The sequence below is a fragment of the Paraburkholderia flagellata genome, from assembly GCF_021390645.1.
GTDB classification, from domain to species: Bacteria; Pseudomonadota; Gammaproteobacteria; order Burkholderiales; family Burkholderiaceae; genus Paraburkholderia; species Paraburkholderia flagellata.
Window position 1 is genome coordinate 209,333 of sequence record NZ_JAJEJT010000005.1, and the last position, 23,645, is coordinate 232,977.

The window sequence follows — 23,645 nt, forward strand, 5'->3', positions numbered from 1 at the left end:
GAATCAGTGGCCGCAGAACTGCGCGGCGGCACCTAGTGAAGGGGCTTGATACAGGAACAGGCTGGCGGCCTCGCGGATCCTCTCCGCGCATGTCTCGGTGCGCGCTGCATCGAGGTCGCGGGTCAGCCCGGTCATCACGAGGCAGCCCACCGCCCCGTGCGCCCAGGACCTGACCGGCGCGCCGATGGCGGTCACGCCCACGCGCTGCTCGTCACGCGCCACCACATAGCCGCGCGTGGCGGCCTGCGCGAGGTCCGCGTCGAGCTGCGCCCAGCTGGTGAGGGTGGCATCGGTCCAGGCGGCAAACGGCTCCTCGCCGAGCACCGCGCGGCGCGCTGCGCCGTCGAGGCCCAGCAGCAATGATTTGCCGCCGCCGCTGCCGTGCAGGGGCCCGCGCAGCCAGGTGCCGTAGTACGGACTCAGCGAGCCCGGCGTTTGCGCGATTTCCACGACCATGCGCTCGTATCCGACAAAGAGGATGAACACGACTGTTTGCTGCAGGTCGTTGGCGATGTCGCGCACGAACGCCGAGGTCTCGCGCCGCAACTGCTCAACGGGATGGAGCAGGGCGAACGGATGAATGGCCTTGGGCGACGGCGAATAGCGCTTCGTGAACGGCTGGCGCACGACGTATTCGGCCACCTCCAGCGCGCGCAGGAGCCGCAGCGTCGTGCTCTGTTCGAGACCGACGCTCGCGGCGATCTCCGCGAGCGTGAGCGGCGCGCGCGCGGCCAGCAGCGCGTCGAGCATGGCGAGGCCGCGCGCGAGCGTGCCGGTCAGCGCGTCGTGGCTCGCGGGCGTTTCGAGGGAAAGGACCATGCTCGGCCTCACGTTTGCAGCGTGGGAGACGGCGGGCTCAGCCGCCCAGCACCGGCGAGGCGACCTTGAGCGCGTCGAGCCGCTCCCAGTCGAATTCGAACCCCACCCCGGGGGCCTTCGGCATCGCCGCATGGCCGTGTTCGTCGAGTTGCACTTTCTGCCTGAAGAGCGGTTCGAACCACGGGAACGATTCGCAGTACAGACCATGTTTTGACGAGGCGACGATATGCATGCTGTGTTCCGTGAAGATATGCGGCGAGACCGGCACGTCGCGCGCGGCCAGGTAACTGGCCGCCTTGCGCATTTCGGTGAAGCCGCCCATACGTTGCAGGTCGGGCATCATGATGTCGGCGGCGCGCGCCTCGACCATGCGCCTCACGCCGTAGCGCGTGAACTCCGTTTCGCCGCTCGCGATCGCCGTGTCGAGCGCATTCGCAAGAGCCGCGTTACCGGCGTCGTCCCAGGTGGGCAGCGGCTCCTCGAACCAGACGAGATCGAAGCGCTCGAGCGCACGCCCAAGGCGGATCGCCTTCTGGGGCGTGAGCCCCTGATTGGCGTCCACCATCAGCGCGATTTCGGGGCCGATCACCTCGCGCACACATTCGACGCGCGCCACATCGTCCTGCCAGCGCGCGGAGCCGATGCGCAGCTTCATCGCCTTGAAACCCTGGGCGAGGAACGCTCGCGCTTCCTCCTGCAATTGCTCGGGCGTGGCGGACAGCCACAGGCCGCCGCTCGCATAGATGGGCACGCTTGTGCGACACGCGCCGAACAGCTGGTAGAGCGGCCGTCCGGCCGCCTTGCCGACCAGGTCCCAGCAGGCGACATCGAAAGGCGTCATGGCGATGACGGCGATGCCGGCCTGGCCGTAGAAGTTCAACGAGCGGAACGCTTCGGCCCACAGCGCCTCCACGTCGTGCGGGTCGCGCCCGAGATAGAGCGATTTCAGCGATTGCGCGAGCGCCGCGATCGACTGCATGCGCTCGACGTCGAAGCAGAACGCGTAACCCTCGCCGCTGAGACCAATGTCGGTGCGCACGGTCACGAGCAGCGCTGCCACGTGGTCGAAGCGATGGATGGCTGTGGTCTGCGGCCGTTCCAGAGGCAACTTGACGACGGACAGTTCGATCCCGGTGATGCGCATGTCGGCTTCTTTCGTCACGGTGAATCCTCGTTGGTTGCATTCAGTATTCACCTAATTTTTGACCAATGCAATTATCGTTGCGCTGGTCGAAAGTAAGTGTTTCCCCTTGGATCGATCGACAAACCCTTGTGCGGCGGACACGTAGCTCTTGTGCGAAAGGTGATCCAGGGATTTCACCAAGTGCTTACAAGATTGACATTGAATCCACTAGCTCATATCGTTCAGTGAAAGAAAAATTGTGATCAGCGAAATTAAGGAGACGAAATGACCGTACGGCTATGTCTGCTGGGACCGGTGCGCCGCAGGTTGACGGGTGCCGTGCTGGGGGTGCTGGTGGCGAGCGCCGGCGCGCACGCGGCCGAGACGGGGCCGATCAGGATCGGTTGGCTGTCCTCACTGACGGGGCCGCTATCGTCGGCGGCGAGCGCGGAGAACCAGGGCGTGCAGTTCGCCGTGGAGCAGATCAATGCAGCAGGGGGCATCAACGGGCGCAAGATCGAGCTCATCACGCGCGACACGGCGGGAGACCCGACCAAGGCCGTCAACTACGCGAACCAGCTGATCTTCAACGAGAAGGTGTCGTTCGTCATCGGCCCGGTCAATTCCGGCGAATCGCTCGCTACGGTGCCGGTGGTCGCGCGCTCGGGCACGCCCAATCTCGTCATCAGCACGGTCGACGAACTCACGGATGCGCGCAAGTATCCGGACGCCTTTCGCGTCATCAACACGAACGAGCAATGGCTCAACGCGGCCAACGACTACGCGCTGAACACGCTCAAGCGCAGCAAGATCGCGATCATCGGCGACACCAGCGGCTACGGTACGAGCACGGCGAAGCGCGCGACGCAGCTGCTCGCGGCGCGAGGCATCAAGCCGGTCTACAGCGTGCTGGTGGACCCGAACCAGACGAGCCTCACCGACGAAATGAGCAAGGCGCGCGCGGCCGGCGCCGACGTCGTGATGCCGTGGAGCGCGGCCACCGGGCTGCTCGCCCGCGTGCTCAACGCGCGCGGCGACATGGGCTGGGACGTTCCGGTGGTCGGCCACCCCGCGATCATGGGCACACCCATCCGCGCGTTGCTGAACAAGCCCAGCTACTGGGACAACACGTTTTCGGTGGGCTACGCCTCCACGACCTATGACGCGAACGGCAAGCTGCCGGCGCCCACGGCGAAGCTGATGCAGGAGATTGCCCCGCGCCTCGGCGGCAAGATCGACTTCACGTTCTGGTGGATCGCCATGGGCTATGACACGGTCAAGCTTGCCGAGCGGGCCATCAAGACGGCGGGCTCGACTGACCCGGCGGCCGTGCAGAAGGCCCTGGAGGGGCTCAGGAACTTCCCCGGCGTGTATGCGAGCTACACCTATGGCGCGACCCAGCGCAACGGCTTCCCCGATGCAGGCATCGTGATGAACCGCGCGAACTCGTTCAAGGACGGCAGCTTCCAGCGCGCCCCCGACTAACAGGTGCGCGGGCAACGGCCCCGCGCGCTCCGGCTACGAACTGGAGGCTGGCTTTCGCATGGATACCGTCTTGATGACCGGGCTCGCGATGGGGGCGCTGTATGGCGCCGCCGCGCTCGCCTACAACGTGATGTTCTCGACCTCGAAGGTGCTGAGCGTGACGACGGGCCACCTGTTCATGGTGAGCGCGGTGACCGGCGCCTGGCTCGTCGATCAGCTGGGCGCGCCGGTCTGGCTCGGTTTTCTCGGGGCCGTCGCGGCCTCGGTGCTGGCCGGCATGTTGACTGAGATTGTCGCCATCCGGCGCATCCTCGCGCGCTCGTCCGATCACCTGTGGCTGCTGAGCACGCTGGCGCTCGGCACGATCGTGCAGCAGGGCGTGGGCTTGTGGTGGGGCACGGAGCCGAAGCCGTTTCCCCGCGTGCTCCCGCAGAGCTTCCAGGCGGGGGCGCTCGATCAGAAGTTCTGGCTGCCGATCGTCGCGGTCGTGCTGCTAGCTGGCGGCCTCGAGCTGTTCTACCGGCGCACGCTATTCGGCAAGGTCTTTCTTGCCGTTGCCGAAGACCCGCTCGCCGCATCCGCGCGAGCTGTGAACACGGCGCGCGTGCGCATGCTCTCGTATGGCATGGCGGGGCTCATCGGCGGTGTGGCGGGGTTCGCGGCGGGACAGCTCACGTTTGCCTTCTTCGCGACCGGGCTGACGCTCACGCTGAACGGCTTCATCGCGATTGCCGTGGGCGGCCTCGGTAGCAATCTGGGCGCGCTGGTGGGCGGTCTCGCCCTCGGGCTGCTCAGCGCGTTCACCACGTATTTTCTCGGCGGCCAGTACCAGCAGACAATCGCGGTAGGACTGCTGATGGCCTTTCTCTTGATCCGGCCCGAAGGTCTGTTCGGCGCCAGACTGAATCGTCAGGTATGAAGATCACTTCCAAGCGCAAGGCCGGCTGGACCGCTTCCACAGGCGCTGCACTGCTCGCGCTAAGCTTGCCGTGGTGGGCGCCGAATATCTATCTCGTCCACCTCGCGACCCTGATCGCCGTCTACTGGATCCTGATCGCCGGCCTCGATCTCGTGATCGGTTACATGGGACTCCTTTCGATTGGCCATGTGGGCCTGCTGGCAATCGGCGCCTATGGCTATGCGATCCTCGCCGGCACGTTGGGCTGGAACCCGCTCTTGACGCTTGCCGCCGTGAGCGTGCTGGGTGGCGTATGCGGGTTTCTGCTCGGCTTGCCCGCGCTGCGGCTGCCGGGCTTTTACTTTGCGATGGCGACGCTCGCGTTCTCGCTGATGGTCGGCGAGTTCTCGCTCGCGCAGGCCGACCTGACGGGCGGCGGCGCGGGGATCGCGGCGCCGTCGTTCGCGCCGCCTTTCGACACGCCGGAAGGACTGTACTGGCTCACGGCCGGCGTGGCGATCGGCGTGACATGGGTCACCTGGAATGCCGTGCGGACCATGTGGGGGCGCGGCATGATCGCGCTGCGCGATAGCACGGTCGCGGCCGCTGCGTGCGGCGTGCCGACGTATCGTGTGCGGCTCGTCGTCTTCACGTTCAGCGGCGTCACCGCGGGACTCGCGGGGGCGCTGTTCGCGACGCTGCAGAGCTACATCACGCCCGAGACGTTCGTTTTCGAGCTAGGGCTGTTCTTTTTCATCTGCATCGTGATCGGCGGTCGCGGTTCGATCGTCGGCCCGCTGATCGGCACGATCGTCCTCACCGCGCTGCCCGAACTGGTCGCGCCGCTCGCGCGCTATGGCCAATTGTTCTACGGCGTGCTGCTGCTCGCGGTCGTGCTGCTGTTGCCCGAAGGGCTCGGTCAGTTGCGCCTGCGTGTCGGCGTGCGCCGGCGCGCCGCCCGGCACCAGCACGAGCACGAGCACGAAGCCTTGACGCCGGATATCGAATTGCTGAAACGGGCCATTCTGGCCGCACGGGAGGCGGCATGAACGAGGCGTATAGCGCGGCGCGCGTCGAGTTTTCCACACAAGGCGTCGTTCATGACCGCCCAGCTGCGTCGGGGCCGGCCGCGCGCCTCGATGCCGCGGCGGATACGCTGAGCGCGCGCAACGTCGTGCGCCGCTTCGGCGGCATCGCGGCGGTGGACGACGTCACGCTCGAATTGCGCGGGGCCGAGATCCATGGGCTGATCGGCCCGAACGGCAGCGGCAAGACGACGATGCTCAACCTGCTCTCGGGCTATTACAGGATCGATAGCGGCGAGATCGCGCTCAACGGCGAGTCGCTCGGGCAAATGAGCGTGCAGACGCGCACGCGGCGCGGGATCGCGCGTACGTTCCAGAAGCCGCGCCTGCTCGAAACGCTCAGCGTGCTCGACAACGTCGCGCTCGGCGCATGGAACGACGCGCGCCCCGGCTTTGTCGGCACGGCGCTCGCGTGGCCCGCGCAAATGCGCCGTGACGAGGCGCTGCGCGAGCGCGCGCGCAATCTGCTCGTGGGGGTCGGCCTCGGCGCGATGATCGACCGGCGCGCCAATCTGCTCGACCACGCGCAGCAACGCTTCCTCGAGATCGCACGCGCGCTCGCCATGCGTCCTCGCTTCATCCTGCTCGACGAGCCGGCCGGCGGGCTTACGGAGCATGAAATCGACCTGCTCGGCGAGATCCTGCTGTCGGTGCGCGAGTGCGGCATCGGCGTGCTGATCGTCGAGCATCACACGGATTTCGTGTTCCGTGTCTGCGACCGCGTGAGCGTGCTCAATCTCGGCAAGACGCTCGCGAGCGGCGGCCCTGCCGAGGTGCGCAACGACCCCGAAGTGATCCGTGTGTATCTGGGAGCCTGAATGAACGCCAACGCTTCGATCGACGCGCCGGCGCGTCAACGCACGACTGCGGCCCCCCTGCTCGAGGTGCGCGGTTTGACGGTGGCCTACGGCAAGGCTCAGGTCGTGCACGATGTGGCCTTCCACGTGCGGCGGGGCGAATTTGCGGTGCTGCTCGGCCGCAATGGCGCGGGCAAGACCACCATCCTGCAGGCGATATCCGCGCTGTTGCCGAAACGAGGAGGACAACTGACGTTCGCGGGTGCCGACGTCAGCGCGAACGACGCGCCCGAAATGGTGCGCGCTGGCGTGATCCACGTGCTCGAAGGGCACCGCGTGTTTACGAGCCTGAGCGTCGAGGACAACCTGCTGCTGGGCACGTTCGCGCGGAATCGGCGCGGCGACCGCACGAAGCTCGCGCGCGTCTACGACCTCTTTCCGGTGCTCGCCGAGCGACGCCATCTGCAGGCCTCGCGGCTTTCGGGTGGCCAGCAGCAGATCCTCGCGGTCGCGCAAGGCGTGATCGGCGAACCGAAGCTGCTGATCCTCGACGAACCCTCGCGGGGCCTCGCGCCGATTGTGGTCGACCAGATCCTGCAGGTCGCGCGGCAACTGTGCGACGCCGGTATCGCGGTGCTCCTCGTCGAGCAGCTCGTGCGCGAGGCGCTCAAGTATGCCGACTACTGCTATCTGCTCGAGACGGGGCGCATCGTCGGGGAAGGGACGAGCAGCGAAGTGCAGGGCGGTGATGCGCTGCAGCGCGCATTCCTTGGCCACTGATAGACCCACGAACAACGGAGCACGTTATGAGCGAAAGCGGGAGCCGTATCCGCAGTATCGAAGCCATACCCGTCGGGTTGCGGTATACGCATGACGGACCGCCGACGGGATTCGGTGGCACGAACTGGACCACGTTGCGCTACGCGCTCGTCAAGGTCTGCACGGAGGACGGACTCACCGGCTGGGGCGAAGGGTTCGGCTACAACGTGCTACCGGCGACGGTAGCGGTGATTCGCGACACTCTCGCCCCTCTCGCGGCGGGCCGCGACGCCGCCGACATCAGCGGGCTGATGGGCTGGCTCAAGCATACGCTGCATCTGTTCGGGCGCGGCGGCCCGACCCAGTATGCACTCGGCGGCCTTGACATCGCCCTGTGGGATCTGGCGGGCAAGCGCGCCGGCGTGCCGCTCGGGCAGCTACTCGGGGGATTGAGCCGACGCGAGATACCCGCGTATTCGAGCCTCATGCGCATGCCGGACCCGCGAGCGGTGGCCGTTGCCTGCGAACGGGTGCGCGAGAGGGGGTACGCGCAGGTCAAGCTGCACGAGCACACGGTGGAGGCAGTGGCGGCCGCGCGCGCGGCGCTCGGTGACGACTTCGAACTGATGCTCGACGTGAACTGCGCGTGGACGCCGAACGAGGCCCTGGCGATGGCGCAAAGGCTCGTTCCGCATCGGCTCAAATGGCTGGAGGAGCCCATCTATCCGCCCGAGGACTTCGACGCGCTCGCCCGCCTGCGCGAGCGCGCCCCCGTGCCGCTCGCCGCCGGCGAGAACCTGCCCAACGCGTGGGCGTTCAAGGCGGCGATCGCGAGCGGAGCGCTCGATTTCGTGCAGCCGAGCGTGACGAAAGTGGGTGGCGTGAGCGAGTTCCGCACGATTCTCGAACTGGCCAGCATGCACGGCCGCGCGGTCGCGCCGCATTCGCCGTATTTCGGCCCGGGGCTGCTCGCGACCTTGCAGCTCGCCGGCCACTCGGCGTTGATTGGCGGCATCGAAAGCTTTGGCGTGAAGCTCGAGACCCCGTTGTTCGGCGACGTGGGTCTGCCGGACGCGCGAGGCTTGATCCGCGTGCCGGACGGCCCGGGGCTCGGCGCCGATCCAGACCCCGAGATCGTCGCGCGGTGTCGCATTGAATGACCGCGGCGTGGGCCGGTGCGCTCGGGGAAGACGTCGCCGGCGGGCGGTGGCGCGTGGCTTAAAATAGGCGGTTACCCGATCGGGTCGGTTCGTTTCAGGGGTTTCATGAAGAAGGTCAATGCCAAAATCGAAGGCGCCGCCCTGGCGGAGTCCGACGAACTCTTGCCGCCGGAAGAGGCGCAGCGCGAAGGGCCGGTCGGGACGCTGGCGCGGGGGCTGCACATCCTCGACGCGCTCGTCAACGCGCCCCAGCCACTCGGGCTGGGCGAGGTGGCGGCGGCGGTCGGGCTGGAGCAGAGCACGACGCTGCGTTTGCTGCGCGCGCTCGAGGAGAGCCGCTATGTCGTGCGCAGCACGGAAACCAGAAAGTACGTGCTGTCGCCGAAGGCAATCCGTCCTCTGCCGCTGCTGCACCCGCTCGAGCAATTGCGCCGCGAGATTGCGGCGCCGTTGCGCGAACTGGCCTGGCGTGTCGACAAGACCGTGCTGCTCGCGCTCTATCTGGGCAGCGAACGGATGGTGGTGGATATCGCACAGGGCGCCAGCACGATTCACGCGTACTACGACACGTGGCTCACGGGCCCGCTGCACGGCACCGCCGCCGGCAAGGCCTATCTCGCCACGCTCGACGCGGTGAAGCGCCGTGCGCTTCTCGGGCCGGAGCCGCTCTCGCGCTTTACGCCCGGCACCGTGACGGACTACGCGTCGCTCGAAGCCGACATGGCCCTCTCCCAGGAGCGCGGGTACGTGGTGGCCCGCGAGGAGAGCCGCGTCGGCATTGCCGCGCTCGCGGCCAATGTGCGCTCCTGGAAGGGGCGCGCGGTCGGTTGCGTGGTGGCGACGGGTCATGCGCGCGATTTCAGCGAGGCCAACGTGGCGCAACTCGGCGAAGACGTTCGGCACGCGGCCGAGTTGTTGCTGGTCCAGGCGCCTTCGCTCGTCGCGGCGGCGCAGTTCTGCGGAAGCTGAGCCGGCGTCGCTCGCGGCCGCCGGTATGCCCGTTCGGGGGGCTTCAATAACCGTACGCCAGTCCCGCATACATCAATCGTTATCAGCGGCACCCTCACTCAAGGACAGGTCGCCTCGTACGTCGGAAAGCGCGCAGCGAACGCGTCGAGCCATTCGACCAGGCGCGGATAGTTCTGCCGCCACAACCCGTCGAAGCGAAAGTCCAGATAGCCGAGCGCAGCCGCCAGCGTGATCGCGCCGATATGTGGCCGGCCGTCAAGCGGCGCGGGCCGCTGGGCTGCGAACGCGTCCAGTGCCCGCTCGATCTTCGCGCGCTGGTACGCGACCCAATTCTCGTGGCGTTTTTCTTCGGGGCGAAACCGCTTCTCGTACACCTGGAGCACGGCGGCGTCCATCAGCCCGTCGGCGAGTGCCTGCTCGCGCAGCACCTCATAGCGCGCCCCGCCCGATGGAATCAGGATGTGCCGCCCGTCGATCTCGTTGAGGTACTCGACGATGACCCGCGAATCGAACAGCGGCGCAACGTCCGCGTGCAGCAGCACCGGAATCTTGCCGAGCGGATTCTCCTGGCGCAGGCTGTCAAGCGGATCGCTGGTATCGGCCGCGACGATTTCGGTGTCATGCAGGCGGTCGATCGCGGCCAGTGCCATGCGGACCTTGCGGCCGAACGGCGACGCGCTTGACGTGCGCAACTGCCAGCCCGGCAGGGGCGGCGGCGAAGCCAGGCAGTGGGCGCTCATATGTTCGCGAGCAATCCGCCATCGACGCGGATCACCGAACCGGTGATGTACGACGCCCGCTCGCTCGCGAGAAACGCCACAGCGTCCGCATATTCGCGCGGCTCGCCGTAACGGCCGACCGGAATCGACGCGACGCTTTCGGCGGCGACTTCCCTGACTTCGCGGTTTTCGCGCCTGGCCTTCTGCTCATCGAGGAACTGGATGCGCGCCGTGGCCACCCGCCCTGGCAGCACGATGTTGCTGGTGATGCCGTACTTGCCGACTTCACGCGCGAGCGTCTTGGACCAGCCGAGCAGGCTGGCGCGCAACGCATTCGACAGTCCGAGATTCGGAATCGGTGCAATCACGCCCGACGACGTGCTCGTGACGATGCGCCCGAAGCCGCGGCTTTGCATTCCCGGCAGCACGCGATCGGTGATCGCGACCACCGAAAGCACCATGCTCTGGAAATGTCGGGTCCACAGTTCCGGCGCCTGGCCTGCGACCGGCGTTGGTGGCGGGCCACCCGTGTTGTTCACGAGAATATCGACTGGTCCCAGCTCGCTTTCGATCCGCGAGACGTGCGCGTCGATCGACGCCAGATCGGCCAGATCCCATGTGAGCGCGAGCGCCCGTGCGCCCGTGCAGCGCAGTTCTTCCGCGACGGTTTCGGCCGCCGCGCCGTCGATATCCGCGACGGCGATCTGCACGCCTTCCGACGCGAGCGTACGCGCGATCGCACCGCCCAGTCCGCCGCCGGCGCCGAGCACCAGCGCGGTCTTACCTGCAATTCCCAAGTCCATTGACGCCTCCTCAGTCCGGCGGGGCTAGATCAGCTTGCCGGGATTCATGATGTGATTCGGATCGAGCGACTGCTTCACCAGCAACATCAGGTTCAGCTCGACCGGCGATTTGTAGTGGCGCAACTCGTCGCGACGCAGTTGGCCGACACCGTGTTCCGCGCTGATGCTGCCGTTCGCTTCGACTACCAGATCGTGCACCACGCGGTTAAAGCGCTGCGTCGCGTCGGCCATCGCCTCGGCACTCGTGTCCGAAGGCATCAGGATGTTGAAGTGCAGGTTGCCGTCGCCCACGTGGCCGAAGTTGACGATATGCGCCGATGCCTGCACGCCGCGCACCGCGTGCTCCGCTGCACCCACGAAATCGGGTAGCGCCGAAATCGGCAGCGCGATGTCGTGCTTTATCGCCTTGCCCGCGCGCGGCTGCGCCTGGGAAATCCCTTCGCGGATTTTCCAGAACGCCTGACGCTGCGCGAGACTGGCGCCAAGCACTGCATCGTCGATCAGGTTGGTGTCCATCGCGTCCTGCAACGCGTCCTGCAACATGTCGGAAAGGCCCGTTTCGCGCGTGTCCGCGACTTCGATCAGCGCGTGATACGCGTGCCGGCCTTCGAGCGGGCTGCGCGTGTCGGTGACGTGGTCCAGCACCAGTTGCAGCGATTCGGCCGACATCATCTCGAAGGCGACCAGCCGGTCGGCACAGTTCGCCTGCATCAGTTCGAGCAGATGGACGAGCGCGCGGATGTCGTGCGTGCCGACCCATGCGCAGGCGCGTGCCTTCGGACGCGGAAACAGCTTCAGCACGGCTGCGGTGATCACGCCGAGCGTGCCTTCCGAGCCGATGAACATGTCGCGCAGGTCGTAGCCGGTATTGTCCTTGCGCAATCCGCGCAGGCCGTTCCAGATCCGTCCGTCCGGCAGCACGACTTCGAGGCCGAGCGCCAGTTCTCGGGTGTTGCCATAGCGCAGCACGGCGATGCCGCCTGCGTTGGTCGCGAGATTACCTCCGATCGTACAACTGCCTTCGGAGCCCAGGCTCAGCGGAAAGTAGCGGTTCACGTCCTCGGCCGCCTGCTGGATGGTCGCGAGCAGCGCGCCCGCTTCGACGGTCATGGTGTTGTTCAGCGGATCGACCTGGCGGATGGCGTTCATGCGCGTCATGCTGAGCACGACCTGATCGCCGCTCGCATCGGGTGTCGCGCCGCCGCTCATGCCGGTGTTGCCGCCTTGCGTGACGACAGGCGTGCGATTCTCGTGGCACAGCTTCATTACCTCGGCGGTTTGCTGGGTGGTCGCGGGCCGCACGACGATGCTGCTGCGGCCGTGCCATTTCTTCAGCCAGTCGCTTTCGTAGGCGCTTTTCTGATCGGCGTCGGCGACGATGCCCGCCGGTCCGACGACTGCCAGCAGGCGGTCGAGCAGGGTATTGCGGAGGTTCGGATTTGATTGCGTCATTGCGTCACCATCCCAGTTGTATCCGACCCAGCGCCATCGACACCGCCGCTTGCACGGGTTCGACGACGGGCAGGGCACACGCTTCCTGCAGTCTCGCGCGATAGGGCGCCATGCCTGCGCACCCCATGATCAGCACGTGCGCGCCGTGTTCGTCGCGCAGACGTTCGCCGGCGCGAATCATCGCATCGAGGGTGGCGTGGTGGTCCGCAAGATCGGTCACGCCCCGGCCGATCGCGACTTCGCCCGCAAGTCGACCGCCGATGCCCATCGCGTTCCACGTACGCAGATGGCGTGGAATGGAGCCCGCGAGTATCGCGACTACGCCGAAGTTCTGCCCGAGCGTCAGCGCGGTCAGCGCCGCGCATTCGCTAATGCCGAACGACAGCACGCCGTCAATTTCGCGCAGCGCCTGCAGGCCCGGATCGCTGAAACACGCGGTGACAAAGCCGCACGCTTCGTGCCGGTGTTCGCGCGCGAAGCGGGCGACGCGCAGCGCGGCATCGTCGACGTCGTGCTGCGTCTGGACGCCCGGCGGCCCATCGGCCAGCGTGACGCAGCGGATCTCGGGGGCGCCATCGTGCCGTAAGGGCGCCATCGCGGCGTCGATGCCGTCGGTGACCGACTGGCTGCTGTTGGGGTTGATGACGAAGAGTGTCTTTCGCATGACCTGGAACCCTGGTGGAGACGTGGCGTCCGGCTATTTAATCGAGGCTTCGAGACGCCCGATCAGGCGTCCGAGTTCGGCCTGGTCGGTGGCATCGAGCACCGGACCCGGACGGCGCACGTAGGCCGAGGCGATCGCTCCGCGACGGCACAGCGTTTCCTTGCGCAGCGCGAGACCGAGCCCGTACTGGAACTCGTGACGCAAGAGCGGCAGATACACGTTGAAGAGATCTTCTGCTTCCTCCGGCTTGCCTGCCTGGAACAGGTCGACCACTTTCACGAGCATTTCCGGGTAAGCAAACCCGGTCATCGCCCCATCAGCACCGCGCAGCATTTCCTGCGGCAGGAACAGTCCGCCGTTGCCCACCAGAATGCTGATGCGGCGCAGGCCGCGCGCCTGGCTTTGCTCGCGGATTTGCGTGAGCTTGCGCATGCCGGGAAAATCTTCGTGCTTGAACATCACGACCGACGGACAGTCCTCGATCAGACGCAGAATCACGGGCACCGACATATGCACGCCGGTCACCTGAGGGAAGTCCTGCAAGCAGATGGGAATGTCGTCGCCGAGCAGTTTTGCCACGCTGGCGAAGTAGCCGTATACCTGATCATCGGTCTTCAGATTCGCGACCGGCGCGAGCATCACGCCCGCCGCGCCGAGCTCCATTGCCTGCCTGGAAAGACGCTCGACATGGCGGTTCGATGCGTGACTCACGCCGACAACCACCGGCACCTTGCCGTCCACGCGGCGCAGTACGCGCTCCATCACCTGGGTGGTTTCCGCTTCAGTCAGCTTGGGCGCTTCGCCCATCATGCCGAGAATCGTGAAGCCGGTGACACCCGAGGCGAGATAGAAGTCGGTCAGGCGATCGATACTTTCCAGATCGAGTTCGCCGCTATGGGTGAACGGCGTGGCCGCGATGATGTAGACGCCCCTGGAATGCTCGTCAATTCTGTTCTGTCTGGCAGCGTTCATAAATTTGGATTCCTTAACGAAAGCGAGAGCGATCGCGCGCGTGCGGCGCATCGGCCGCACCCGGCGCGATCAGATGTGACGTTTGTGTTCCATGCGTCCCAGCCAGCGGGTTAATGGCCACAGAATCAGCAGATAGAGCAGCGCGGCCAGCACGATCGGCGACGGGTTGAAGGCGATCGATTGCACGTCGCGTGCGGCGCGAAGGAGTTCCGGCAGCGCGACGACGCTTGCGATGGTGGTCAGCTTGACCACTTCGATGCTATTGCCGACGAGGTCCGGTACCACGTTGCGCACCGCCTGCGGCACCACCACGCTCCACAACGCCTGGCCGGGCGTCAGGCCGGTCGAACGCGCCGCTTCCATCTGGCCTTTGGGCACACCTTCGAGCCCCGCGCGGAACACCTCGGCGTAGTAGCTCGCGTTGTTCAGACCGAAGGCGAGTACCACGGCGCTCAGCTTGTCGAGTTCGATGCCGAGAAACGGCCAGCCGAAATAGACAAGGATCAGCAGGACCAGCGGCGGAAACGAGCGGAAGAAGTCAATATAGGCGACGATCGCCCACGCGACGAGTCGGCTGCGTGCCTGCGTGAGTCCGAGGGCGAGAAATAGTCCCGCGATCACGCCGACCGGGATCACGATCGCCGAGAGCCACACCGTGGTCCACAGGCCCGTGAGCAGATGCGGTAAGGCCGCGCGGTAGATCTCAAGGTTGAAAAAATTCTGGATCAGATTGTCCATGTCGTCCTCCGCCGCTCAATGCTGTACCCATCGCTTCTCGACGTAGCGCGAGAAGAGAATGAGCGGAAGAAAGATCGCCACATAGGCAAACGCTGCCATCATGAGCGGCGTCGGATTGCCCGAGTCGCTGGTCGCGCCCTGTGCCTTGTTCAGCATCTCGTTGAGCGACACCACCGAGCCGAGCGCGGTGTTCTTGGTGATCGAGATGATGCGGTTGGTCAGCGTCGGAATCGCGCGGCGAATGGCCTGCGGCAGCACCACCCAGCACATCGCCTGCCACCAGCGCATGCCGGTTGAACGCGCGGCTTCCATCTGGCCTTTGTGCAGCGACGTGATGCCGGCCCACACGCTTTCCTCGGCATACGCGGCGAGCACCAGCGACAGCGACACCCAGGTCACCGCCAGCGCGGACAACTGCACGCCCACCGCGGGCAGCCCGAAATACAGCACGATGAGGATCACGAGTGGCGGCAGCGAACGCAGGTTGTCGGCGAAACCCACGATCAACCACGTCAGCGGACGCACGTACAGCGCGCGCAGAATCGCGAGCAGGATGCCGAGCGCCGTACCGGTCACGACGACCGCGAGCCCCGTCTCCACCGTGACGAGCGCGCCGGAGAGCAGACTCGGCAGGAAACTGGCGGCGACCGGCCCGTTGAAGAAGGTGAACAGAAAGCCCGATGCCGGATCGCTCATGACGTCACCCGATTGCCGTAGCGCGAGAGGAACGCGCGCGTGCGCGCTTCGCGCGGATGTTCGAAGACGTCAGCGGCGCTGCCTTGCTCGACCACCACGCCGCCATCCATGAAGACGACGCGATCGGCGGCCGCATGGGCAAACGCCATTTCGTGCGTGACGACCAGCATGGTCATGCCGCGCGAGCGCAGGTCGCGCATCACGTTGAGCACGTCTTCGACGAGTTCGGGATCGAGCGCGCTGGTCGGTTCGTCGAAGAGAATGATGTGCGGCTGCAGCGCCACGGCCCGCGCGATGCCCACACGCTGCTGCTGGCCGCCGGATAGTTGCCCTGGCATCGCCTGCGCCTTGTGGCCGAGACCGACCTGTTCGAGCGCGGCCTGCGCCAGCCTGTGCGCTTCCGCCTTCGGGCGCTTTTGCACCTTGCGCAGCGCGAGCGCGACGTTGTCGAGCGCGTTCAGATGCGGATACAAGTTGAACTGCTGGAACACCATGCCGACGTCCTGACGCACCTTGTTGATGTCGGTCGACGGGTTCGTCACGTCGTGTCCGTTGGCGACGATCTTTCCGTCGGTCGGCACTTCGAGCAGGTTGCAGCAGCGCAGCATCGTGCTTTTGCCGGAACCCGACGGCCCGATCACGCACACCAGTTCGCCAGCGCGCACCTGCAGGTCCACGCCGCGTAGCACGTCGTTGTTTCCGTAGCGTTTGCGCAGCCCCGCGATATTGAGGATGACCGGCCCAGCGCTGACCTGGGCGAGCGGGGAGGGCGTCGTCTGGGCGAGGTTGCTTGCCATGTGATTCACCTTTGGCGCGTTTGCGCAGTCCGCAGCGATCATTTGCATGACAGTGTGACGGGTGTCGGGTCGTAGCCTTCCGTGCCTGGGACGCCAGTTCCCGGCGTGATGGCGATGGCGGCGTCGGTGGTGTCCGGTTTGAAACCGAACCACTTCACGGCGAGCGCCGAGATCGCGCCGTCTTTCTTCATGCACTTGAGCACGCTCGACACTTTGGCGCGGCCTTCGGTATCGTCCTTGCGGAACGCGATCGCCCAGACGAGACCGGTCTTGATCGTGTAGCTGGTTTGCAGTTGCGGGTTCTGCTTCGCCGCCCACGCGGCCACCGTCGAGCCGGCCAGGTTAAAGTTCGCGCGGCCCGCGAGCACGGCCTGTACGGCATCGGCGTTGCCGCCGTAGACGTCGTAGCGGAAGCCGTATTTGTCCTTGTTTTCGCGCGCCCATCCTTCGTAGTTCGAACCTTTGTTGACAGCGATCGTCTTGCCCTTCAGGTCTTCGAGCTTCGTGAGCGGCGGCGTGCTCTTCGCTTCGAGGAAGGTGTAGTTGGTGTCCAGGTAGCCGTCGGAGAAAAGCAGCGTTTTCGCGCGTTCCGGCGTGACCGTCACCGGCGCGATCAGGAAGTCGTAGCGGTGGCTGTTCAATCCCGGCACCAGGCCGGAGAACTCCGCGGGCTCAATCGTGATCGGGCGGCCGAGGCGCTTCGCGATCTCATTGCCCAGGTCGACGTTGAAGCCCTGCACGCCGCCGTCCAGCTTCGCCATTGCGTGCGGCGCGAAAGTCGCGTCGACGGCGGTTTTGATCGGCGTGGCCTCTGCCCAGCAGGAGGATGCGACGCCGATCAGCAGGACGCAGCCAAGCGTTGTCTGGCGAAAGAGAAGCTCGAATGCCTTCATAGGGTTCTCCGGAGAGGTCGGGAGGAGTCGGTTGAAATCGTGGACGAGGCGTTACTGTTCGTGCCTTGGACCGTTCAGGCCGATCAGCGAGCGAAAGGCGCCGCGCGTAGCGGACGCGCCGGTGCGTTCGACGACCGGCGCGGGCCGCGAACGGGCGATGAACTGGCCGCTGCCGGCTTCGACGTGCAACTGGTTGCCGCTGACCACGCAGCGGCCGCGGCTGTAGACCTCGACCGGCCAGCCGTGAAGCTCGCGGCCTTCGTACGGCGTGTAGCCCACGCGGTCGTGGAGGATCGAGGCGGTCACGGTCACCTTGTGGTGCGGGTCCCACACGGCGAGGTCGGCATCCGCGCCGATCGCGAGGCTGCCCTTGCGCGGCGCGAGGCCGTACATGTGCGCATGGTTGGTCGCCGTCAGCGCGACAAACTTCTCGATGCTTAGACGACCTTTCATCACGCCCTCGGAGAACAGCAGCGGCAGACGCAGTTCGATGCCGGGCACGCCGTTGGCCATTTCCTTGAAGGTCGTATCGCCGCCCCTGGGCAGCTTGCCTGACGCATCGAAACGATAGGGCGCGTGATCGGACGAGTAGACGTTCAGCGTGCCGTCGAGAAAGCCCAGCCACACCGCTTCCTGCGAATCGGCGTCGCCGGGCGGCGGACTGCAACAGTACTTCGCGCCTTCCATGCCGTCGAGATCGCTGTCTTTCGCTTCGAGAAAGAGATATTGCGGGCAGCTTTCCGCGTAGATCGGCGCGCCGATGTTCTGCGCATGACGGATCGTCGCGATCGCCTCACGGCTGCTCATATGCACCATCAGCAGCGGCACGTCGATCAGACGCGACAGCGCGATCGCGCGATGCGTCGCTTCCGCTTCGACGAGCGGGTCGTGCGCGACGGCGTGGAACCTGGGTGCCTTGTGGCCGCGTTCGAGCAGGCGCTGCGCGACCCACTTGATCATGTCGTGGTTCTCGGCGTGCATCATCACCAGCGCGCCGTGTTCGCCCGCGACCGCCATCACGTCGAGCAACTGATGATCGTCGAGCTTGAGCTTGTCGTAGGTCATGTAGACCTTGAGCGACGTAATGCCGTCGCGAATCACCGTGGGCAGATCCTGCGTGAGTGACGCGTCGTCGGGATTCGTGAGGATCAGGTGAAACCCGTAGTCGATCACCGCCTTGGCTTTGGCGCGCGCCGAGTAGTCGGCGAGCACGTCGGGGATACGGTCGTTGCGATGCTGCGCGGCGAACGAGAGGACGGTCGTGGTGCCGCCGAACGCGGCCGAGACGGTGCCGGAGTAGAAGTCGTCGGCACACATCACGCCCATGCCGGAAAGCTGCTCGATATGGGTATGACTATCGATGCCGCCCGGCAGCACCCACTTGCCCGCTGCGTCGACGTCGCGCAGGCCGGGTGCCAGGTTGGGCCCGATGGCCACGATCACCCCGTCCTTCACGCCGATGTCGGCTTCCTGCGTGCCGTCCGCGTTGCAGATCCGTCCGTTGCGGATCGTCAGGTCAAATCGCGCCGATGCGGGAGAGGAGGTGCCGGACAGGGCCATGAGAAGTGCTCAATGTGGTTCCGATGGCCAGAGTATTGAGAGCAAAAAAAAACATGGCAATTGCATATTTGATGGGATAGATTAACAACGTGTTAAGTCTTTACTCCGCTCAGGCTGCTTTCGTCCCGCCCATGTCGCGGTTGACCTTCCATCGGGTGGCGGCTGCATCGGCGCGTGAACACGCCCCGCAGGGCGCGTGGGTGAAGCGGTCGCGAACTGTCGTGCAGCGGCGAATGCGCCTGCTCCAGATTTAACCTTGCAACAACGACTCGGGACGCACGTCAGTCTCGTCGGCCTCTTTCATGTCACTCAACCTTCGCCAGATCGAAGTATTCCGCGCGGTCATGATCACGGGATCGATCCGTGGCGCGTCGGAGCTGCTGTTCGTGTCCGAGCCGGCCGTGAGCCGTCTGTTGTCCCACATGGAGCAGCGCATCGGCTTCGCGCTTTTCGAGCGCATTCGCGGTCGTCTGCATGCGACGCTCGAAGCGCGAAAGCTGTTTCCGGAAGTGGAGACCGTCTACGAGTGCGTGAAGCGCGTCAATGAGATGGCGCGCGATCTCAGCGAGCATCAGGAAGGCATCCTCAATCTCGTGGCGAGTCCGAGTGTCGGACAGATGGTGATTCCGCACGCGATCGCTGAGTACAGGCAGAGTCATCCAAACGTCAAGCTGACGTTCCACTACCTCAACTATGTGCCGCTCATCGAACGTCTGCTGAAGCGGCAGGCGGATCTCGCGATCACAATCCTGCCGTCGAATCATCCGAACCTGGAGCACGAGGTGATCGGCGAAGGGCAGCTCATCTGTATCTGTCCGTACAACCATCCGCTGTCGCGGCGCGCCGAGATCAAGGTCGCGGACCTGCTGGCGTATCCATTCATTTCGTACGAGCGCAATTCACCGTTCGGGCAGATGGTGCAGAAGGTGTTCGCCGACTGCGATGAAACCGTCAAGCCCGTGATCGAAGTGGGCTCGCCGCAAAATGCGTGCGCGCTGGTGCAGGCGGGTGCGGGCATCGCGCTCGTCGATTCCTTCTCCGCTCGCAGCTGGTCGGCGAGCCGGTTCGTCGCACGGCCGATGGCCGATGCGCCGCAGCTCAACGCGTATCTCGTGCGGCTGCGCGACGAGCCGCAATCACAGCTGACTCACACCTTTGTCGAGACGCTGAAATCGGTGATGTTGAACGAAGGCCATCTTTCGAAGCTCGATAGATGTGCTTAATGAATGCCATTCGATTTAAGGCCTGTCTCCTCTCAAGGATTTTCGCTGCGCACTCATCATCCTATACGGGATTGAGCTCATGCAAATGATCCGCAAGGGGCAGAGGCGTCACGAATACCTCGCCGCGACGACTGCCGACCAATTCACAGCGGATTGCCGTTATGAGGTGGGCCATCCGAGCTTCTGCGCCCGATAAAGCGACGCTCGCACGACAACGCGATGAAAAGGAGCGATCAGGGCATTGTCAAGATGCGGGATCGGTCGCGTGAGATGGCGCGATGAAGAAATCGAAATCGCTCTATCACGGTCACCGTTTCCCAGCCGGCGTCATCAGTTGCGCCGTGCGCTGGTACTTTCGCTTCCAGTTAAGCTTGCGCGACATTGAGGAGTTGCTCCTCGAGCGCGGCGTGGTTGTGACCTACGAGACGATCCGATGCTGGTGCGACACATTCGGCGTGAGATTTGCCCGCCGGGTGAAAGCGGCGCGCCGCAAGCCGGGTAGTACGTGGCATCTTGACGAGATGTTCGTCACACTGCGCGGCGAGCCTTACTTATTGTGGCGTGCGGTCGACGAGCACGGCGCCGAACTCGACATCCTGATGCAAAAGCGGCGTGACAAGGCCGCCGCGAAATGCTTCAAGTTGACAAAGCCAGCCGTAGTACTGCCACTCAAATAGCCCGTCTGCCGTCCTTATCTGCGGATTCAACCCTTCGATGCAACACAATCAAAGCTGCGTCAGCAGCGGGTGTATTGCAGATGAAGTACAGAACCCGGATCTATTACAGCGAGAGCCAGAAGGCGTTGATGTGGGAGCGCTGGCGCGCTGGCGTAACGCGCCGGTGTTGGAGCGCACCGCTCGCTCAACTTTCCACCGAACACCTGAATACGCGCGTGTGGTCTGGCTTGCTTCTTCTATTTTCGCTATGCAGTCAGAACACGGCGCGCGAAGAAGCGCTGCATCTCTCGCGCGGTGGGCGACATGCCAGTGAAAACTTCGGCATACGTAGCAATTCGCGTCATCCGCTCCGCCATCGGCTCTGTCGTCTTCATCGATACATAGCCGAGTTGCGTCAGATACATCGTGCGAGCGCGCACCTGAGCCGCGAGCAACTCGTAGCCGAAGCGTTCGAACATTTCCGTCAACGCTGCAATGCGCTTCGCGTCCGCGTCTGCCAGCTCGGCCGCGATCTGCGGCGCCTGCTGCCCCCAACTGCGGATGGCCGCTTCGTAACGGTTGTCGAAGATCGTGTCGTCGAACCAGCAGTCGAATACATTCAGCACGGCTTCTGAAATCGTCTCCGCGTAGGCTTCCGTGCGCGCGATCCAGTTGATGGTGTTCGTTGCTTTCCAGCGTCCAAGCAGCGTGGCGAGCAATTCTTCCCGGTCCTTGAAGAACCAGTAGAAGCTCGTCCGTGACATATTCAGCTTCTTGGCTAGCGGCAGAATCCGCACGGATTCGATGCCGCTCTCGAGCAGGCTTTCCGTCGCTGCGTCGAGCCACGTATCCGCCGTCCCGCGGATGTTGTCGGATGCAATCGGTTCTTCCATTGGCAAACGTCCTCCTGCTCGAATCGTCGATCGGTTGTGTACATCACAACCGACATTGTGCCGCACCGTGCAACGGCACAGGCCGTTACACCGGGCACGGGCTCTTACCTCCGGCCCATTGCTTCAAATTGCCCTGATGCGCCCATCATAAGGGCTTTCCCGAGCAATGTGTACACATGTGTTTTGTTTACTTGACACATGTGTACAGCGATTCTAACCTAGCTCGCAACAGGCATCCACGACTTGCAGTCACGAACCACGATCCCGTCCCCATCCAGAGGCATCCCATGTCGAATGACCCGCTGCTGCAGCCCTATACCCTCAAACATCTGACGTTTCGCAATCGCATCATGACGACGTCGCACGAGCCGGCGTATGCCGAGGACGGGATGCCAAAGGCGCGCTACCGCGCGTACCACGTCGAACGCGCGAAAGCGGGCATCGCGCTGACGATGACGGCCGGCTCCGCGGCGATCTCGAAGGACAGCCCGCCCGTGTTCAACAACATCCTCGCGTACCGCGACGAGGTCGTGCCATGGATGAAAGACCTCGTCGACGAGTGCCATGAACACGGGGCGAAGGTGATGATCCAGCTGACGCATCTCGGCCGCCGCACGCGCTGGGACAAGGGCGACTGGCTGCCGGCAGTTTCGCCGTCGCATGCGCGCGAGCCCGCGCACCGCGCGTTTCCCAAGAAGCTCGAGGAGTGGGACAGGGAGCGGATCGTGCGCGATTATGCGGACGCGGCGGAGCGGATGAAGGCAGCCGGCCTCGACGGCATCGAGCTGGAAGCGTACGGCCACCTGATGGATCAGTTCTGGTCGCCGCTCACGAATACCCTCGACGCACCGTACGGCGGCTCGCTCGAAAACCGCATGCGCTTCACGTTTGACGTGCTGAGCGCAATCCGCAAGCGTGTGGGCGACGCGTTCATCGTGGGCATCCGCTACACGGCCGATGAAATGATTGCCGGTGGGCTGACCAGGGAAGAGGGGATGCAGTTGTCGATGGCGTTGAAGTCGAGCGGCCTGATCGACTTCCTGAACGTGATCCGCGGGCACCTTGAAACGGATGCAGGTCTCACTGACATCATCCCGATCATGGGCATGAAGAGCGCGCCTCACCTCGATTTCGCCGGGGAGATTCGCACTGCTACGGATTTCCCGACCTTCCACGCGGCGCGCATCCAGGACGTGGCCACCGCGCGTCACGCGATTGCGTCCGGCAAGGTCGACATGATCGGCATGACGCGCGCGCATATGACCGATCCCCATATCGTGCGCAAGATCATCGAGCGCCGCGAAGACGACATTCGCCCCTGCGTCGGCGCGAATTATTGCCTCGACCGGATTTACCAGGGGGGCGCTGCGTTCTGCATCCACAACGCGGCCACCGGGCGTGAAACGACGATGCCGCATACGATCACGCCCGCCCAGACAAAGCGCAAGATCGTGATCGTCGGCGCCGGACCGGCCGGCCTCGAGGCGGCACGCGTTGCCGGGGAGCGCGGGCATGACGTTGTCGTGTTCGAGGCGACCGGCCATCCCGGTGGCCAGGTCCGGCTGACGGCCCAGACGCCGCGGCGCAAGGAAATGCTCGGCATCATCGACTGGCGCATGGCGCAGTGTGAGCGGCTCGGTGTGCGCTTCGCCTTCAACACGTGGGCGGATGCGTCGACCGTGCTTGACGAGCGCCCTGACGTCGTGATCGTCGCGACGGGCGGCATGCCGGACATCGAGGTGCTGACCGAGGGCGTCGAACATGTGGTGTCCGCGTGGGACATCCTCTCCGGCGACGTGAAGCCCGGCAGCAATGTGCTGATCTACGACGACGCGGGCGATCACCCGGCGCTCCAGGCGGCGGAAACGATCGCGCATGCGGGTGGCGCGGTGGAGATCATGACGCCCGACCGTTCGTTCTCGCCTGAAGTCATGAGCATGAATCTCGTGCCGTACATGCGCTCGCTGCAAAAGCTCAACGCGAAGTTCACGGTCACGTACCGGCTCGAGGCCGTGCGCCGCGAAGGCAATGACCTTGTCGCGATCGTCGGCAGCGACTACGGCGGTATCCGCAAAGAGCAGCGCTATGACCAGATTGTCGTCAATCACGGCACGATCCCGATGGACGAACTGTATTTCGCGCTGAAGGCCCAGTCGACGAACCTCGGCGCCGTCAATTACGACGATCTGATCGACGGCAAGCCACAGATCGAGAACCGCAATCCCGCGGGCCGCTTTCAGTTGTTCCGGATCGGCGACGCCGTGTCCGCGCGCAACACGCACGCGGCGATCTACGACGCGCTGCGGCTCGTCAAGGATCTGTAATGCGCGCGTTTCCGGAGGCCTTCGCGGTTCCGGAAAGGCACGCCGCCATACAAGGGTAAACATCATTTTTGGCGCATTGACAGATGGTTCCACGCGGGACTAATCTGCGTTGCAACAGGCAATGCGGTGCGATGTGCCGCAATGCGTCGAGTTTGCGCTC

The 23,645-nt window shown here is 64.8% G+C and carries 22 protein-coding genes and 1 pseudogene; 10 read left to right on the forward strand and 13 right to left on the reverse strand.

Annotated elements, in window-relative coordinates; all coding sequences use genetic code 11:
* Positions 1–3 precede the first annotated feature (3 nt).
* Together L0U83_RS37405 and L0U83_RS37410 are read right to left on the reverse strand one after the other, a co-directional pair.
* Positions 4–819 (reverse strand): IclR family transcriptional regulator, encoded by an 816-nt coding sequence (locus L0U83_RS37405; RefSeq protein ID WP_233889572.1) that lies wholly within the window; start codon positions 817–819, stop codon positions 4–6.
* Positions 820–856: 37 nt separating this feature from the next.
* Positions 857–1,981 (reverse strand): mandelate racemase/muconate lactonizing enzyme family protein, encoded by a 1,125-nt coding sequence (locus L0U83_RS37410; RefSeq protein WP_233889573.1) that lies wholly within the window; start codon positions 1,979–1,981, stop codon positions 857–859.
* Between the two features lie 246 nt (positions 1,982–2,227).
* Between L0U83_RS37410 and L0U83_RS37415 the strand changes: the two genes are divergently transcribed.
* The 7 genes from L0U83_RS37415 to L0U83_RS37445 all read left to right on the forward strand — a co-directional run bounded on the left by L0U83_RS37415 (position 2,228) and on the right by L0U83_RS37445 (position 9,095).
* Positions 2,228–3,427: an ABC transporter substrate-binding protein gene (locus tag L0U83_RS37415; RefSeq protein ID WP_233889574.1), complete on the forward strand. Its 1,200-nt coding sequence runs from the start codon at positions 2,228–2,230 to the stop codon at positions 3,425–3,427.
* A gap of 58 nt (positions 3,428–3,485) precedes the next feature.
* Positions 3,486–4,346, forward strand: coding sequence for a branched-chain amino acid ABC transporter permease (locus L0U83_RS37420; protein WP_233889575.1), 861 nt, complete (start codon positions 3,486–3,488; stop codon positions 4,344–4,346).
* Positions 4,343–5,374, forward strand: coding sequence for a branched-chain amino acid ABC transporter permease (locus L0U83_RS37425; RefSeq protein WP_233889576.1), 1,032 nt, complete (start codon positions 4,343–4,345; stop codon positions 5,372–5,374). Before L0U83_RS37420 ends, L0U83_RS37425 begins: the two co-directional genes overlap by 4 nt.
* Positions 5,371–6,228: an ABC transporter ATP-binding protein gene (locus tag L0U83_RS37430; protein WP_233889577.1), complete on the forward strand. Its 858-nt coding sequence runs from the start codon at positions 5,371–5,373 to the stop codon at positions 6,226–6,228. The genes L0U83_RS37425 and L0U83_RS37430 overlap by 4 nt, the downstream gene beginning before the upstream one ends.
* Positions 6,229–6,987: an ABC transporter ATP-binding protein gene (locus L0U83_RS37435; protein WP_233889578.1), complete on the forward strand. Its 759-nt coding sequence runs from the start codon at positions 6,229–6,231 to the stop codon at positions 6,985–6,987. It begins immediately after the preceding gene.
* 26 nt (positions 6,988–7,013) lie between these two features.
* On the forward strand, positions 7,014–8,126 hold the full coding sequence (locus L0U83_RS37440; RefSeq protein WP_233889579.1) for a mandelate racemase/muconate lactonizing enzyme family protein: 1,113 nt from the start codon (positions 7,014–7,016) through the stop codon (positions 8,124–8,126).
* Positions 8,127–8,231: 105 nt separating this feature from the next.
* The gene (locus L0U83_RS37445) at positions 8,232–9,095 is read left to right on the forward strand and encodes an IclR family transcriptional regulator (protein WP_233889580.1); all 864 of its coding nucleotides are present in this window, start codon (positions 8,232–8,234) and stop codon (positions 9,093–9,095) included.
* Between the two features lie 98 nt (positions 9,096–9,193).
* On the opposite strand, the gene L0U83_RS37450 is transcribed toward L0U83_RS37445, so the two are convergent.
* From L0U83_RS37450 to hydA, 10 genes are all read right to left on the reverse strand, one after another.
* A complete protein-coding gene (locus tag L0U83_RS37450; RefSeq protein ID WP_233889581.1) occupies positions 9,194–9,835 on the reverse strand; it encodes a glutathione S-transferase family protein in 642 nt (213 codons plus the stop codon).
* Positions 9,832–10,617, reverse strand: a complete 786-nt coding sequence (locus L0U83_RS37455; RefSeq protein WP_233889582.1) for an SDR family oxidoreductase — start codon at positions 10,615–10,617, stop codon at positions 9,832–9,834. Before L0U83_RS37455 ends, L0U83_RS37450 begins: the two co-directional genes overlap by 4 nt.
* 24 nt (positions 10,618–10,641) lie before the next feature.
* Positions 10,642–12,069 carry an FAD-binding oxidoreductase gene (locus tag L0U83_RS37460; RefSeq protein WP_233889586.1) on the reverse strand — a complete coding sequence of 476 codons (1,428 nt, stop codon included), beginning with the start codon at positions 12,067–12,069 and terminating at the stop codon, positions 10,642–10,644.
* A gap of 4 nt (positions 12,070–12,073) precedes the next feature.
* Positions 12,074–12,733 (reverse strand): aspartate/glutamate racemase family protein, encoded by a 660-nt coding sequence (locus L0U83_RS37465; protein ID WP_233889590.1) that lies wholly within the window; start codon positions 12,731–12,733, stop codon positions 12,074–12,076.
* A gap of 33 nt (positions 12,734–12,766) precedes the next feature.
* Complete coding sequence (locus tag L0U83_RS37470) at positions 12,767–13,705, reverse strand: dihydrodipicolinate synthase family protein (protein ID WP_233889592.1); 939 nt, start codon at positions 13,703–13,705, stop codon at positions 12,767–12,769.
* 69 nt (positions 13,706–13,774) lie between these two features.
* Complete coding sequence (locus L0U83_RS37475; protein WP_233889593.1) at positions 13,775–14,443, reverse strand: amino acid ABC transporter permease; 669 nt, start codon at positions 14,441–14,443, stop codon at positions 13,775–13,777.
* Between the two features lie 15 nt (positions 14,444–14,458).
* Complete coding sequence (locus L0U83_RS37480; RefSeq protein ID WP_233889594.1) at positions 14,459–15,139, reverse strand: amino acid ABC transporter permease; 681 nt, start codon at positions 15,137–15,139, stop codon at positions 14,459–14,461.
* Positions 15,136–15,936: an amino acid ABC transporter ATP-binding protein gene (locus L0U83_RS37485; protein ID WP_267939760.1), complete on the reverse strand. Its 801-nt coding sequence runs from the start codon at positions 15,934–15,936 to the stop codon at positions 15,136–15,138. Before L0U83_RS37485 ends, L0U83_RS37480 begins: the two co-directional genes overlap by 4 nt.
* Positions 15,937–15,974: 38 nt before the next feature.
* Positions 15,975–16,829, reverse strand: a complete 855-nt coding sequence (locus tag L0U83_RS37490; RefSeq protein WP_233889596.1) for a transporter substrate-binding domain-containing protein — start codon at positions 16,827–16,829, stop codon at positions 15,975–15,977.
* A 51-nt stretch (positions 16,830–16,880) separates the two neighbouring features.
* Positions 16,881–18,389 (reverse strand): dihydropyrimidinase, encoded by a 1,509-nt coding sequence (gene hydA, locus L0U83_RS37495; protein WP_233889598.1) that lies wholly within the window; start codon positions 18,387–18,389, stop codon positions 16,881–16,883.
* Between the two features lie 302 nt (positions 18,390–18,691).
* On the opposite strand from hydA, the gene L0U83_RS37500 reads away from it, so the two are divergent.
* A complete protein-coding gene (locus L0U83_RS37500; protein WP_233889599.1) occupies positions 18,692–19,612 on the forward strand; it encodes a LysR family transcriptional regulator in 921 nt (306 codons plus the stop codon).
* Between the two features lie 278 nt (positions 19,613–19,890).
* Positions 19,891–20,250, forward strand: a pseudogene (locus tag L0U83_RS37505) (IS6 family transposase); the annotation flags it as partial.
* Between the two features lie 284 nt (positions 20,251–20,534).
* Here the strand turns inward: L0U83_RS37505 and L0U83_RS37510 are convergent.
* On the reverse strand, positions 20,535–21,161 hold the full coding sequence (locus L0U83_RS37510; RefSeq protein ID WP_233889603.1) for a TetR/AcrR family transcriptional regulator: 627 nt from the start codon (positions 21,159–21,161) through the stop codon (positions 20,535–20,537).
* A 287-nt stretch (positions 21,162–21,448) separates the two neighbouring features.
* Here L0U83_RS37510 and L0U83_RS37515 point away from each other — a divergent pair, with 287 nt between their 5' ends.
* On the forward strand, positions 21,449–23,485 hold the full coding sequence (locus L0U83_RS37515; protein WP_233889609.1) for an NADH:flavin oxidoreductase: 2,037 nt from the start codon (positions 21,449–21,451) through the stop codon (positions 23,483–23,485).
* Positions 23,486–23,645 lie beyond the last annotated feature (160 nt).